Origin of the sequence: Pseudomonas sp. TCU-HL1, assembly GCF_001708505.1 — a bacterium.
GTDB lineage: Bacteria > Pseudomonadota > Gammaproteobacteria > Pseudomonadales > Pseudomonadaceae > Metapseudomonas.
On sequence record NZ_CP015992.1, the window covers coordinates 2,636,473 to 2,649,612 of the forward strand.

Annotated in this window: 10 protein-coding genes and 3 pseudogenes; 3 read left to right on the forward strand and 10 right to left on the reverse strand. The window is 63.5% G+C overall.

From position 1 onward, the window contains the following. Positions 1-48 precede the first annotated feature (48 nt). Positions 49-1,335, reverse strand: a pseudogene (locus THL1_RS31320) (HAMP domain-containing protein); the annotation flags it as partial. A gap of 242 nt (positions 1,336-1,577) precedes the next feature. On the opposite strand from THL1_RS31320, the gene THL1_RS12215 reads away from it, so the two are divergent. From THL1_RS12215 to THL1_RS31330, 3 genes and pseudogenes are all read left to right on the forward strand, one after another. Next, positions 1,578-2,897, forward strand: coding sequence for a Na+/H+ antiporter family protein (locus tag THL1_RS12215; protein ID WP_069083519.1), 1,320 nt, complete (start codon positions 1,578-1,580; stop codon positions 2,895-2,897). A gap of 284 nt (positions 2,898-3,181) precedes the next feature. Further along, positions 3,182-4,006 (forward strand): annotated as a pseudogene (locus THL1_RS31325) (cache domain-containing protein); the annotation flags it as partial. A gap of 261 nt (positions 4,007-4,267) precedes the next feature. Beyond that, positions 4,268-4,864 (forward strand): annotated as a pseudogene (locus THL1_RS31330) (methyl-accepting chemotaxis protein); the annotation flags it as partial. A gap of 91 nt (positions 4,865-4,955) precedes the next feature. On the opposite strand, the gene THL1_RS12225 reads toward THL1_RS31330, so the two are convergent. The 9 genes from THL1_RS12225 to nuoI form a co-directional block, all read right to left on the reverse strand. Beyond that, positions 4,956-5,243, reverse strand: coding sequence for a hypothetical protein (locus tag THL1_RS12225; RefSeq protein ID WP_069083521.1), 288 nt, complete (start codon positions 5,241-5,243; stop codon positions 4,956-4,958). Then, the gene (locus THL1_RS12230) at positions 5,240-5,965 is read right to left on the reverse strand and encodes a peptidoglycan recognition protein family protein (RefSeq protein WP_069083522.1); all 726 of its coding nucleotides are present in this window, start codon (positions 5,963-5,965) and stop codon (positions 5,240-5,242) included. Before THL1_RS12230 ends, THL1_RS12225 begins: the two co-directional genes overlap by 4 nt. A 115-nt stretch (positions 5,966-6,080) precedes the next feature. After that, positions 6,081-6,488, reverse strand: a complete 408-nt coding sequence (locus THL1_RS31185) for a PAAR domain-containing protein (RefSeq protein WP_414703733.1) — start codon at positions 6,486-6,488, stop codon at positions 6,081-6,083. Between the two features lie 409 nt (positions 6,489-6,897). Continuing rightward, positions 6,898-8,361 carry an NADH-quinone oxidoreductase subunit NuoN gene (nuoN, locus tag THL1_RS12240; protein ID WP_069083524.1) on the reverse strand — a complete coding sequence of 488 codons (1,464 nt, stop codon included), beginning with the start codon at positions 8,359-8,361 and terminating at the stop codon, positions 6,898-6,900. A 7-nt stretch (positions 8,362-8,368) separates the two neighbouring features. Next, positions 8,369-9,895 (reverse strand): NADH-quinone oxidoreductase subunit M, encoded by a 1,527-nt coding sequence (nuoM, locus tag THL1_RS12245; protein WP_069083525.1) that lies wholly within the window; start codon positions 9,893-9,895, stop codon positions 8,369-8,371. Positions 9,896-9,920: 25 nt separating this feature from the next. After that, a complete protein-coding gene (nuoL, locus tag THL1_RS12250) occupies positions 9,921-11,768 on the reverse strand; it encodes an NADH-quinone oxidoreductase subunit L (protein ID WP_069083526.1) in 1,848 nt (615 codons plus the stop codon). Continuing rightward, a complete protein-coding gene (nuoK, locus tag THL1_RS12255) occupies positions 11,765-12,073 on the reverse strand; it encodes an NADH-quinone oxidoreductase subunit NuoK (protein ID WP_069083527.1) in 309 nt (102 codons plus the stop codon). Before nuoK ends, nuoL begins: the two co-directional genes overlap by 4 nt. Before the next feature lie 4 nt (positions 12,074-12,077). Next, positions 12,078-12,578 carry an NADH-quinone oxidoreductase subunit J gene (gene nuoJ / locus THL1_RS12260; protein WP_069083528.1) on the reverse strand — a complete coding sequence of 167 codons (501 nt, stop codon included), beginning with the start codon at positions 12,576-12,578 and terminating at the stop codon, positions 12,078-12,080. Positions 12,579-12,588: 10 nt separating this feature from the next. Continuing rightward, the gene (gene nuoI, locus THL1_RS12265) at positions 12,589-13,137 is read right to left on the reverse strand and encodes an NADH-quinone oxidoreductase subunit NuoI (protein WP_028628751.1); all 549 of its coding nucleotides are present in this window, start codon (positions 13,135-13,137) and stop codon (positions 12,589-12,591) included. Between the last annotated feature and the right edge of the window lie 3 nt (positions 13,138-13,140).

Sequence of the window (13,140 nt, forward strand, 5' to 3'; positions counted from 1 at the left end):
GTCCTGCACCGAGCGTTTCACGTCGGCGATGATCGGCTGCAGCTTGTCGAGGAAGCGGTTGAACCAGCCGGCCAGTTCGCCCAGTTCGTCCTGGCGGGCGTAGTCGAGGCGACGGGTCAGGTCGCCTTCGCCGCTGGCGATGTCCTTGAGCATGCCGGCCACGCCGAGGATCGGCCGGGTCACGCCACGGGCGGTGAGCCACACCAGCAGCAGGCCGGCAATGGCGGCGACGAGGCTGATCAGCAGCCCCATTAGGTTGGCGCTGGCGTTTTGCTGATCAAGCTTGGCGTCCAGTTCCAGCGCGGGCGCCAGCAGCACCTGTTTGGGTACTTCCAGCAGCACGCTCCAGGGCGCCGCGGTGGGGATCGGCTTGAACGGCTGCATCACTCGCAGCATGCCGTCGTGCGCCATTTCCACGGCCTTGCCGGCCTGCAGGTTGCTGGCCAGTTCGCCGGCGTTCTCGCCGAAGGCTTTTTCCAGCTTGGCACTCAGTTGGCTGGCGTCCCGGCTGTGGCCGGCGAGCAGGCCCGCGGGGCTGAGGATGCTGACGTGGCCGTTGCCGTCGTACAGCTCACGGTTACCGGCAACGCTGAGTTGTTGCAGGCTTTCCAGGCTGATGTCCAGGCCCATGACACCTACGGTCTTGCCGTTGAGCTGCAGGGGGAAGGCGATGCTGGTCATCAGCACCTGGCGGCCGCCGACGTTATCGAAATACGGGTCGAGCACGCAGGCCTGGCTGGTCTTCATCGGGCAGGTGTACCAGGCGTTGTAGGGCGCGCCGCTCGGTCCGGTGCTGCTGTCGGCCAGCAGTTCCTCGGTCATGGATTCGGACTCCAGCTTGCCGGGCGTGGGCTGTGACCAGTAGAGGGAGAAGCGGCCCTTGTCGTTGCTGCCGAGCTCGACCTGGTCGACGAAGAGTTCGTCCTTGCCGTCCAGGGCGTTGGGCTCGAAGACCAGGTAAAGGCCGAGGATTTCCGGGTTGGCCTCCAGGCTGGTGCGCACCTGACGAGTCAGGTCTTCGCGCAGGTCGAAGGCGTCGAGGAAGCGCTTTTCCGCCTGTTCCTTGAGGAACAGCACCTGACGGGAGAAGCCCTTGCCGTACTGGTAGTTGTCCATGAAGTAGCGCTGGATGCGGATCGCCTGCAGCTCCGCGCGGGCTTGCAGGCGCAGGCGTGCGCTCTGGTCGAGCATCTCGCTGCTGTTGGCTTTGACCAGGCTGGCGCTGCGTTTTGACTGGTACAAGGACGAACCCACCAGCAAGGTCACGATGGCCAACAGGCAGAGGCCGGCCAGCAGGGTGATTTTCCACTGGATGGACAGGCGATTGAATGGCATTGGGGCTTCCTTCTGTCTCGTCGGAACTTCATTCGTTGTCGGCGCAACCGGCGATTTCTTGACGCAAAGACGACGAATAGCCGTGCGGAATGCACGAGGGTGCAATTTGCAGGCAAGAATTATGCACACTACGCCCAATATTCCGAACGCTTTTGACAGCGCCTCTCGGTTTCGGCAGAGTGCGCGCTTTTTTTCGCGGCGAGGCCGCAGTCTGGCAAGGCCAGGAAAACTGAGGAGAGGCGATGAATGCGGTAGTGGCGGCGGTGGGGATCATGCTGGTCCTCAGCCTGTGCCGGGTGCATGTGGTGGTGGCCCTGATCATGGGTGCCCTGGTGGGTGGAATGGTCGGTGGCCTGGGAATCGAGGGCTCCCTGGCGGCGTTCAATAAAGGGCTGGGCGGAGGTGCCACCGTGGCGCTGTCCTACGCGCTGCTGGGCGCGTTCGCCGTGGCCATCGCTCGCTCCGGGCTGGCGCATGCCCTGGCGGACAAGGCCCTGGCGCTGGTCGGACGGCAGGAAACCAACGGTGGCAATGCCCTGAAATGGATGCTGGTTGCGCTCTTGCTGTGCGTGGCGATTTCCTCGCAGAACATTCTGCCGATCCATATTGCCTTTATCCCACTGCTGGTGCCGCCTCTTCTATATGTATTGACGCGCTTGTCCATCGACCGCCGGCTGATTGCCTGCGTGATCACATTCGGCCTGATCACGCCCTACATGTTCCTGCCGGTGGGTTTCGGCAATATCTTCCTGAATGAAATCCTGCTGGCGAATGTGGTGAAAAGTGGCGCCGACGTTACCGGTGTGAATGTCACCGAGGCCATGTTGATACCGGCCCTGGGTATGGTCGCCGGCCTGCTGATCGCGGTGTTCTTCAGCTATCGCGACAAGCGCAGCTATGACCTTGAACGTATCGCCAGGACCGAGCAGGTGAGCGTGGCCTACAACCCGATGAGTCTGGGGGTGGCGGGTGTTGCCATCCTGGTGGCCTTCGTGGTGCAGCTCTGGCTCGACTCGATGATCATCGGCGCGCTGCTGGGCTTCGTGATCTTCTCCCTCTCGGGCGTGGTGCGCTGGAAAGAGGCCGATGACCTGTTCACCGAGGGCATGAAAATGATGGCCATGATCGGCTTCATCATGATTGCCGCCTCGGGCTTCGCCGAGGTGATGCGTGAGACCGGCCAGGTGGCGACCCTGGTGGAGGCTTCGGCGGGCTGGATCGGCCACAGCAAGGCGCTTGGCGCACTGCTGATGCTGCTGGTGGGCCTGCTGGTGACCATGGGCATCGGCTCGTCGTTTTCCACCGTGCCCATCATTGCCGCGATCTTCGTGCCGCTGTGCATGCAGCTGGGCTTCAGCCCGCTGGCCATCGTCAGCATCGTCGGCACCGCCGGTGCCTTGGGCGACGCCGGCTCGCCGGCCTCCGACTCGACCCTCGGCCCGACCGCGGGCCTGAACGTGGACGGCCAGCACAACCATATCTGGGACACGGTGGTGCCCACCTTCCTGCATTACAACCTGCCGTTGCTCGCATTCGGCTGGGTTGCGGCGATGGTGCTCTAGCAGGCTGTTGAAAAACTACCTGCGTTGCCGATGCGTCGTTAAAAACAGACTCGGGCGCGAGTCCGATCAAAATGCTCATTTACAGCACGTAAACTCCGCTTTTTCGTCTGTTTTTGCCTCGCCTCGGCTGCCTCGTTAACGTTTTTCAACAAGCTGCTAGGGCTCCCCGGCTTTGGTGTTCGCTTAATCAATTCGACCCATGGGTCGTTTAAGAATGAGGCGGGGTTGCCGATAAATCGGCAACCCCGCTGTGCTTTCTGGCCCTGCCTCCCGAGGATTGCTCGATGCGTTTGACCCTGAAGACCAAAGTACTGTTGTTGGCCCTGGTGCCGGTGATCCTCTTCGCGCTGGTGCTCTCCGGCGCGGTGACCCAGGTGATCCACGGCCTGGCCGAAGACGAGGTGAAGAACACCCGCAAGCGCCTGGTCGAGGAGAGCCGCCAGGAGCTCAAGAGCTACATGCAGGTCGCCTTGGGGTCAGTGCAGGCGCTGTATGACGCTTCGTCCCCTGGTGACACCGCCAGCCGCGATCAGGCGATCGTCATTCTGTCGAAGATCAAGTACGGCAAGGACGGTTACTTCTTCGGCTACGACTCGCAGGTGGTGCGCCTGTTCCGTGGCGACAGCCCGGTGGACGTGGGCAAGAGTTTCACCGGCCGCAAGGACCCGAACGGCGTGGCGGTGAACGATCGCCTGGTGGCTGTGGCCAAGGACGGTTCCAACTATGTGGAATACAGCTCCGCGATGCCAGGCAACGAGAGTGCGCTGGTGCCCAAGCTCGCCTACAGCTATTACCTGCCGAAGTGGGACATGGCCCTGGGCACCGCGGTGAACCTGGACGGCGTGGCGGCGCAGGTGGCGGAAGTGGAGAGCGAGATCGACGAGCGCGTCAGCACCATTGTGACCGGCGTGGTGGTGATCGCCGCTGTGCTGCTGGTGGTCTTCGGCCTGGTCGGCCTGGGCCTGGCCAATGCCCTGGTGCGTCCGCTGCAGCGCATCAAGGCCAACCTGGACGACATCGCTGCCGGTGAAGGTGACCTGACCCGCCGCCTGGTGGTGGACAGCCATGACGAGTTGGGTGAATTGGCGGGTTCCTTCAACCGCTTCGTCGAGAAGATTCATGGCCTGGTGCGCCAGATCGTCGACATGACCGGCCAGCTCACCAGCCTGGTGGGCGAGGTGGCCGCGCAGGCCCAGCGTTCCGAAAAGGCCATGGATCGCCAGCGTCACGAGACCGATCAGGTGGCCACCGCCATCAACGAAATGTCCACTGCGGCCCACGAAGTGGCCAGGAGCGCCCAAGGGGCTGCCGAAGCCGCCCAGCAGACCGACCAGGAAGGGCAGGCCGCCAAACAGGTGGTGGATGGCAGCATCACCCGCATTCATGCACTGGTCGACGACATCCGCAGCAGCGGTCTGTCCCTGGACAGCCTGCAACAGGACGTGCAGTCCATCGTCAGTGTGCTGGGCGTGATCCGGTCCATCGCCGAGCAAACCAACCTGCTGGCGCTCAACGCTGCCATCGAGGCTGCCCGTGCCGGCGAGGCGGGTCGCGGCTTTGCCGTTGTGGCTGACGAGGTGCGTGCTCTGGCCAGCCGCACCCAGCAGAGCACCCAGGAAATCCAGGGCATGATCGATCGCCTGCAGCAGGGCACCCAGGACGCCGTGACCGCCATGCGCCGCTCCAGTGACGCCGGTGAGACCACCAGCAACCAGGCCAACCAGGCCGGCGCTTCCCTGGATGCCATCGCCGGGCTGATCGGCACCATCAATGCCATGAACGCGCAGATTGCCAGTGCTGCCGAAGAGCAGACCGCGGTGGCTGAAGAGATCAACCGCAGCGTGCACCAGATCGCGGTGGCGGTGGACAGCGTGGCGGAAGAAACCCGCCATGGCGCCGACACCGCCCGCAGCCTGGCGCGCCTGGGCGATAGCCTGGGTGGGTTGGTGAGGCAGTTCAGGATCTGATTGGCCCGAGCCGGTTCGGGGAGCCGGCCCGGCAGGAGAGGGATAACGACAAGACAGAGAAGGGCGCCGATGGCGCCCTTTCCGTGGAGGGTTACAGCTGTTTGCAGGTCTCTAGCTCTTCCTGGGTTTTCAACTCGGTTCCGATACCCAGGCGGTACTTGCAGTAGTCGATCACCGCTCGCTGCTCTTCGTCGCTCAATTGGTTGAGCGGCTTATCGTCGGCGTCGTTGGCGAAGAGGTGCCGGAACTTCACCTGCAAGGTGGGGGATTTCTTGATGAAGAAGACACTATGCGTCTCCGCTTCCTCCAGCACCTCGTAGTAGCCGACGAAGAGCACGGCCAGTAGGGTTAGCGCAATGATGGGTGGCAACTTTTTCATGGCCGTGGCTTCGGAGGGAAAAACAGGTTGGTCCGGGTGCGAATGGCTCTGACCAGATCCATGCCGACGTTCCCAGGGCAAACCTTGCCCCCGGCCGTCTGGCCAGGGTACTCGCGATGGCCGCCAAAGTTCTTGATGACGAAAGCGCTCTTGAGGGCCGTAATCAAGTTGAGCAATGCACAAATCTGGGCTGCCGGAATGGTGTTGGTTGCGCTGATGCCAAGGTACTCAAGCGCCTCACGACCGAGCGCTACCATGCCTCCGCCTGCTTCAGCTGTGGTGAGGTTGTTCAGCAGCACGATACCGATCACGCCAGTACTGAAGTTGTCCACGCTCGAACCCTTGAGCCGGATGTCGCATCCTTCGTAAATCTTGCCTTGGCAGTCGATGCCATAGTGGTAGCCGATGTCGTCGAAGCTCTTGTCTATCTGTAAGTCTTGGGTATCCCTCATCTGCTCGGCGCCGCCGCCGCAGGAATAACTGCGGCCGGCGTGGTGCAGGGCGATCATGCTGTAGTCCCAGTCGCTGTCCATGCCGCTCTTGCCCTTGACTGCGCCCCAGGATGAGCGCTCAACGAACTGATGCCCCAGCGAGTGCACCTTGCGGATGATCGCTTCGCGGGTTGCCGCTCGGTCGTTGACGGTGATCGCAATCGGCACGAGCGGTTGGCCAGGCTTCACCTCTTGTGCCTTGGCCGTGGTCTTGAAGCTGGTAGCAGTCATTGGGCGTTCTCCGAGAGTTCAGTGAGTGCGCGCTCCGGGACTTTGAACAGGATGTGCAACGAAATGACCGAGTCCACTGAGGGGGCCGGTATGTGGGCCAGGCCGCCAGCATCGGTCACGCCGAACGTTTCACGGCCTCCACCACCGCGATGAACTCCCGGTTGGCCAGTGGCTGGCCGGTTTCGCTGTCGGTGATGGCTAAGGTTTGGGCAAACGTCTTTGCAAAATCCGGTGCGACGCTCCGTGGCGAGGACGATGGGGTATTGATGGAATCAGCCGTTAGGGGTGCAGTCGCCTCGCGCTGGGGCTGAGGTTTGCTCGATTCACTCGAATAGGTAGCCTCGAACATCGAGGGAATCAGTCTGGCCTTGCAGGGACAACTGCTGATGCTGTCCAGGGGGCCAGCCACGAGCCTTCCGTGACTCCGGATGTACGAAACTCCGCCGATGATCTGGTAAGTCTTGCCGTCCTTTCCGCAGGTCACCCGATCGCCCACGCGGGAATGGGCGATTCCGAACATCATGCAACGGGAGTCCGCCTCTATGACGGTTCCACCGCAAGTGGTCCTGTCACCCCGGCGAATGAAATGCCCTATAGCCATGTGCAAGTTCCTCGTGCGAGTAGAGCCTGGAACCTAATACGACAGGCGCAGCCAGCCGCCCAGCCGCTCGCACATCAGGCATTTCCAGGTTGTTTTCAGGCTTCATCACCCCCATGCCGGCTGCCAAAGGTGAACTCGGCGAGGAGACCGACACGCGCAACTGCTTCATTCTGTTTGGACGGAGCGACGGGAGCTGGCGAGGTAGGGTGCGCCGTGCGCTCCAGTTGTTTGGCGTGGCGCACTTTTCCCGCCGTACCGGATTCCCCACACAAAGCACCAGCCCACAAAAAACCCGGCGCTTGGCCGGGTTTTTCGTTTCTGCGGATCAGCCTCAGTTGGCCAGTGCCACCAGGCCGGAGTGCTGGACCAGGTCCAGCAGCGGCTGCGGATAGACGCCAAGGAAGAAGGCGAGCAGGGCGACGAACAGCAGCATGATGCCGCCGGCGCGCTGGGCCCAGTGCAGTTCCGCGTCGTGACGGCGCAGGTTGGGCTCGACCAGGAACAGGGTCACCATGACGCGCAGGTAGTAGAAGATGCCGATGGCGCTGCCCAGGACCATGGCGCCCAGCAGCCACCAGAGGCCCGATTCGACACCGGCGGCGATCACGAAGAACTTGCCGATGAAGCCTGCGGTCAGCGGAATGCCTGCCAGGGACAGCATCATCACGGTGAGCACGGCGGTCAGGTACGGACGGCGCCAGAACAGGCCGCGATACTCATACAGGGCGTCGCAGTCACGGCCGCTGTAGGGGGTAGACATCAGGGTCACGACACCGAAGGCGCCCAGGCTGGTCAGCACGTAGGTGGCCAGGTAGACGCCGATGGCTTCCACTGCCAGGCCCTTGCTCGCGATCAGCGCCACCAGCAGGTAGCCGAAGTGGGCGATGGAGGAGTAGCCAAGCAGACGCTTGATGTTGTTCTGCACCAGGGCCAGCACGTTGCCGAAGATGATCGACGCAATGGCGATCACGGTCAGCAGGTCGTTCAGCCAGCCGCCGGCGGTAGCCGGCGACAGCTGGTACAGGCGCAGCAGGACGGCGAACACGGCGACCTTGCTGACGGTGGCCAGGAAGGCAGCCACCGGCGCCGGGGCGCCTTCGTACACGTCCGGGGTCCAGAGGTGGAACGGAACCAGAGACAGCTTGAACGCCAGGCCGATCAGCATCATGCCGATGCCGAGCTGGGACAGCACGCTGGACGTACCGGCAGCGGACAGTTGGCTGAAGCTCAGGCTGCCGGCGTCGGCATAGAGCAGGGCCATGCCGAACAGCAGGAAGGCGGAGCCCGCGGCAGATAGCACCATGTACTTGATGCCGGCTTCCAGCGAACGCTTGTTGAAGAAGGCGTATGCCACCAGGCCGTAGATGGGTACCGAGAGCAGTTCCAGGCCGATGAACAGACCGGCCAGGTGCTGCGCGGTGACCAGCACCAGGCCGCCGGCGGCGGAGAGGAGGATCAGCAGGTACATCTCTTCGCGGTTGCCCGGGTAGCCCTTGCCTGATTCACCGCCCAGGTAGGCGTGGATCAGGGTGACGCAGGCGAGGGTGCCCGCCAGGACCAGGGCCATGTAGTAGGCGCCGAAGTTGTCCACCATCATCAGCGGCGTCACCTCCAGCGGGGCGACCTTCAGGGCCGGCAGGATGGAGATCAGGGCCAGGTTGAGACCGATGACCGAAAGGCCGAAGGTCCAGGAGTGGTGGCGCTTCCAGGCGATGGCCAGCATGACGACGACGATGGTCGCGCAGGTGACCAGCAGCGGTAGCAGGGCAATCAGGTGTTGAGTCGTGAATTCCATAACCTACTTACCGGGCAACGAGTTGATTGACGGCGGAATCCAGCCACTGGTGCACGCCATGCATGGTCGCAGCAGAGGTGTCCAGTACCGGTTGCGGGTAAACGCCGAGCAGAACCAGCAGGCCGGCGAGGCCCAGGACCATGGTCAGCTCGCGGTATCTCAGGCCTTCGTAGGCGTTCTCGTTCTTCGCCGGGCCGAAGTAGGCGCGGTGAATCATGATCAGCGAGTAGACCGAACCGAACACCAGGCCGGTGGAGGCCAGCACGGCGATCCAGGGTACTTGCTGGAAGGCGCCGACCAGGATCAGGAACTCGCCAAGGAAGTTACCGGTACCCGGAAGACCCAGGGCGGCGGCGGCGAAGAACAGGCTGACGCCAGGCAGGTAGGGCATGCGGTTCCAGATGCCGCCCATCTCACGCATGTCGCGGGTGTGCAGGCGCTCGTAGAGCTGGCCACACAGGATAAAGAGTGCGGCGGCAGAGAGGCCATGGGCGATCATCTGCACGATGGCGCCCTGCAGGGCGATCTGGCTGCCGGAGTAGATGGCGATCAGCACGAAGCCCATGTGGGACACGCTGGAGTAAGCCACCAGGCGCTTGATGTCGGTCTGGGCGAAGGACAGCAGCGCGCCGTAGACGATGGCGAACACGCCGAGCCACTGGGCGATGGGCGCGAACTCGGCCGAAGCGTTGGGGAACAGCGGCAGGGCGAAGCGGATCATGCCGTAGGCGGCGGTTTTCAGCAGGATGCCGGCCAGGTCCACGGAGCCCGCGGTCGGCGCCTGGGCGTGGGCGTCGGGCAGCCAGGAGTGCACCGGCACCACCGGGAACTTCACCGCGAAGGCGGCGAAGAAGCCGAGCATCAGCAGGTACTCGGTACCGGGCGCCAACTCGGCCTTCAGCAAATCGGCGTAGTTGAAGGTCAGCACACCGGTATTGCTGTAGTTCACCAGTACCAGGCCGAGGATGGCCACCAGCATGATCAGGCCGCTGAACTGGGTGTAGATGAAGAACTTGGTGGCGGCGTTGATGCGCGACTTGCCCTTGCTGCCACTATGACCCCAGAGCGCGATGAGGAAATACATCGGCACCAGCATCATTTCCCAGAAGAAGAAGAACAGGAACAGGTCGATGGCGAGGAAGACGCCGACCACGCCGCCGAGTATCCACATCAGGTTGAGGTGGAAGAAGCCGACGCGGTTCTGGATTTCACGCCAGGAGCAGAGTACCGACAGCACACCGAGCAGGCCAGTGAGGACGATCATCAGGATGGAGATCCCGTCCAGTGCCAGGTGGATGGTGATGCCGAAGCGCTCGATCCACTGCACCTTGAACTCCTCCGCCCACACCGGATCGGTGCCGGGGGCCGGGGCCAGGGTGAAGTCGCCGGTCGCCCACAGCCAGAGGCCGAGGCCGAACAGCAGGGACATGGTCAGCAGGGCGATCCAGCGGGGCAGGGTGGCGCCGAAGCGCTCACCTTGCCAGCAGAGCAGGCCGCCGATGAAGGGAATCAGGATTAGCCAGGGCAGAATCATGACGGGCTCAATTCCTTAAGTAGATTCAGGTCAGCAGCACGGCGCCGAGCACGAGCACGGCCCCGCCGACTATGGATACGGCGTACCAGCGCAACTGGCCGGTCTGGCTGCGGCTGAGTGCGTTGTTGCCACCACGTACCACGCGCGGGATCAGACCGATGCTGCCGTCGATGGGATCGCGGCGGAGCAGACGGCAGGCCAGCAGGTACGGCTTGACGAACAGCAGGTCGTAGAGCCAGTCGAAGCCCCAGGCGGCGAACCACCAGGCGCCGAGGAAGCGGCCCGGGGCGCTCTGGGCGACGGCGCTGACGAAGCGGCGCTTGCCCAGGAAGAGCAGGGCGGCCAGCAGGATGCCCGCCAGGGCGATGGCGCCCGAGGCGATTTCCAGGCTGTGCTTGGCCTCGCCACCGGCATGACCGACGCTTTCGGGCAGCACACCGGCCAGCGGCGGAGTGATCAGCGCGCCAACGAAGGTGGAGAGCACCAGCAGCACCACCAGCGGCAGGCTGTGGGCGATGCCGTAGCCGGCGTGGGCCTCGGTCTTCGCCTCGCCATGGAAGACGATGAAGATCAGGCGGAAGGTGTAGATCGAGGTCAGGAAGGCGCCGGCCAGGCCCGCATAGAGCAGGGCGGAATGGCCACTGGCGAAGGCTTCCCAGAGGATCTCGTCCTTGGAGTAGAAGCCCGCGGTCACGAGCGGCAGGGCCGCCAGGGCCGCACCACCCACCAGGAAGCAGGCGTAGGGCAGTGGCAGCTTCTTCCACAGGCCGCCCATCTTGAAGATGTTCTGCTCGTGGTGAAGGGCGTTGATCACCGCACCGGAAGCGAGGAACAGCAGAGCCTTGAAGAAGGCGTGGGTCATCAGGTGGAAGATCGCCGCGTCCCATGCGCCGACGCCCAGGGCGAGGAACATGTAGCCGATCTGGCTCATGGTGGAGTAGGCGAGGATGCGCTTGATGTCGGTCTGCACCAGGGCGGCGAAGCCGGCCAGGACCAGCGTCACGCCGCCGACGATGCCAACCAGCTCGTGGATTTCCGGAGTCAGCAGGAACAGGCCGTGGGTACGGGCGATCAGGTAGACGCCCGCGGTCACCATGGTGGCGGCGTGGATCAGCGCGGAGACCGGGGTCGGGCCGGCCATGGCGTCGGCCAGCCAGGTCTGCAGCGGCAGCTGGGCGGACTTGCCCACGGCGCCGCCGAGCAGCATCAGGGTGGCGACCCAGAGCCAGGTGTCGCCGGCTGCGTACTGCTGCGGTGCCAGCACCATCAGCTCCTGAATGTTCAGGGTGCCGAGATTGGCGAACAGGATGAACAGGCCGATGGCCATGAACACGTCGCCGACGCGGGTGACGATGAACGCCTTCAGCGCTGCGTTACCGTTCGGCGTGTGCTTGAAATAGAAGCCGATCAGCAGGTACGAGCACAGGCCCACGCCTTCCCATCCGAAGTAGAGGAACAGCAGGTTATCGCCCAGCACCAGGAACAGCATGCTGGCGATGAACAGGTTGGTGTAGGCGAAGAAGCGCGAGAAACCCTCGACGCCGCTCATGTACCAGGAGGCGAACAGGTGAATCAGGAAGCCAACGCCGGTGACCACGCCGAGCATGGTCAGGGACAGGCCGTCCAGGTAGAGGGTGAAGCTGGGCGCGAAGCCCGACACGCTCATCCACTGCCATAGCGTCTGGGTGTAGACGCCGCCTTCCGGCGGGGCGACGTTGAACTGCCAGATGATCCAGGCGGCGACCAGGGCCGAGAGACCCACCGAGCCGACACCGATGACAGCGGAGGTGCGTTCGGAGAGGCGCCCGCGGGAGAAGGCCAGAATGAACCAGCCAAGCAGTGGGAACAGGCAAGTCAGGAATAGAAGGTTCATCCGCGCATCTCGCTGGCAGCGTCGATATCGAGGGTATGGAAGCGGCGGTACAGTTGCAGCAGGATCGCCAGGCCGATACTGGCCTCGGCGGCTGCAAGGCTGATCACCAGAATGAACATGATCTGGCCGTCAGGCTGGGCCCAGCGGGCGCCTGCGACCACGAAGGCCAGAGCAGCGGCGTTCATCATCACTTCCAGGCTCATCAGCACGAAGAGGATGTTGCGCCGTACCATCAGGCCGATCAGGCCCAGGCAGAACAGTACGCCGGAGAGTGCCAGGCCGTGTTCCAGTGGGATGCCAGTCATGGCGTTACTCCTTTGCTTCGTGGCGGCCGAGGTGGAACGCGGCGACCAGGGCTGCGAGCAGCAGCATGGAGGCCAGTTCCACGGCCAGCAGATAGGGGCCGAAGAGGGCGATGCCGACCGTCTTGGAGTCCACCGTGGTGTGGCCGATGGCAGCGCCGCTGGCGTTGCCGAACAACACATACAGCAGTTCGGCCAGCAGGGCGGCGGAGAGCAGGGCAGGGCCGGTCCAGATGCCGGGCTTGAGCCACTTCTTCTCCTGCTCGGCGATGGCCGGTCCGAGGTTCAGCATCATCACCACGAAGACGAACAGCACCATGATGGCGCCGGCGTAGACGATGATTTCCAGTGCGCCGGCAAACGGCGCGCCCAGGGCAAAGAAGCACATCGACACCGCCAGCAGCGAGACGATGAGGTTGAGCAGGGCATGCACCGGGTTGGTGTTGGTGACCACCAGCAGGGTGGAAGCCACCGCCACGGCGGCGGCGAAATAGAAGGCGAATTCCACGCACGTCTCCTTAGGGCAGCAGGCTCTTCACGTTGATCGGCTCGGCCTCGTTCTGCGCGGCGCCTTTCGGCTTGCCGGCAATGGCCATACCCGCCACGCGATAGAAGTTGTAGTCCGGGTTCTTGCCGGGACCGGAGATCAGCAGGTCTTCCTTCTCGTACACCAGGTCCTGGCGCTTGAACTCGCCCATCTCGAAATCCGGGGTCAGCTGGATCGCGGTGGTGGGGCAGGCTTCTTCGCACAGGCCGCAGAAGATGCAGCGGGAGAAGTTGATGCGGAAGAACTCGGGGTACCAGCGACCGTCCTCGGTCTCGGCCTTCTGCAGGGAGATGCAGCCGACCGGGCAGGCCACGGCGCAGAGGTTGCAGGCGACGCAACGCTCTTCGCCATCGGGGTCACGGGTGAGGACGATGCGGCCACGGTAGCGCGGCGGCAGGTACACGGGCTCTTCCGGGTATTGCAGGGTGTCACGCTTGCGGAAGGCATGGCCGAAGATCATCACCAGGCTGCGAAGCTGGGTGAAGGTGCCATGCACGACGTGGATGATTTCTTTGATCATGGT

What these genes read in the sequence shown, in the direction of transcription:
- nuoM (WP_069083525.1), bottom strand. Translation starts at nt 9,895, where the DNA reads ATGATTCTGCCCTGGCTAATCCTGATTCCCTTCATCGGCGGCCTGCTC.
- nuoL (WP_069083526.1), bottom strand. Translation starts at nt 11,768, where the DNA reads ATGAACCTTCTATTCCTGACTTGCCTGTTCCCACTGCTTGGCTGGTTC.
- THL1_RS12230 (WP_069083522.1), bottom strand. Translation starts at nt 5,965, where the DNA reads ATGACTGCTACCAGCTTCAAGACCACGGCCAAGGCACAAGAGGTGAAG.
- THL1_RS31185 (WP_414703733.1), bottom strand. Translation starts at nt 6,488, where the DNA reads ATGATGTTCGGAATCGCCCATTCCCGCGTGGGCGATCGGGTGACCTGC.
- nuoK (WP_069083527.1), bottom strand. Translation starts at nt 12,073, where the DNA reads ATGACTGGCATCCCACTGGAACACGGCCTGGCACTCTCCGGCGTACTG.
- nuoN (WP_069083524.1), bottom strand. Translation starts at nt 8,361, where the DNA reads ATGGAATTCACGACTCAACACCTGATTGCCCTGCTACCGCTGCTGGTC.
- nuoI (WP_028628751.1), bottom strand. Translation starts at nt 13,137, where the DNA reads ATGATCAAAGAAATCATCCACGTCGTGCATGGCACCTTCACCCAGCTT.
- THL1_RS12215 (WP_069083519.1), top strand. Translation starts at nt 1,578, where the DNA reads ATGAATGCGGTAGTGGCGGCGGTGGGGATCATGCTGGTCCTCAGCCTG.
- THL1_RS12225 (WP_069083521.1), bottom strand. Translation starts at nt 5,243, where the DNA reads ATGAAAAAGTTGCCACCCATCATTGCGCTAACCCTACTGGCCGTGCTC.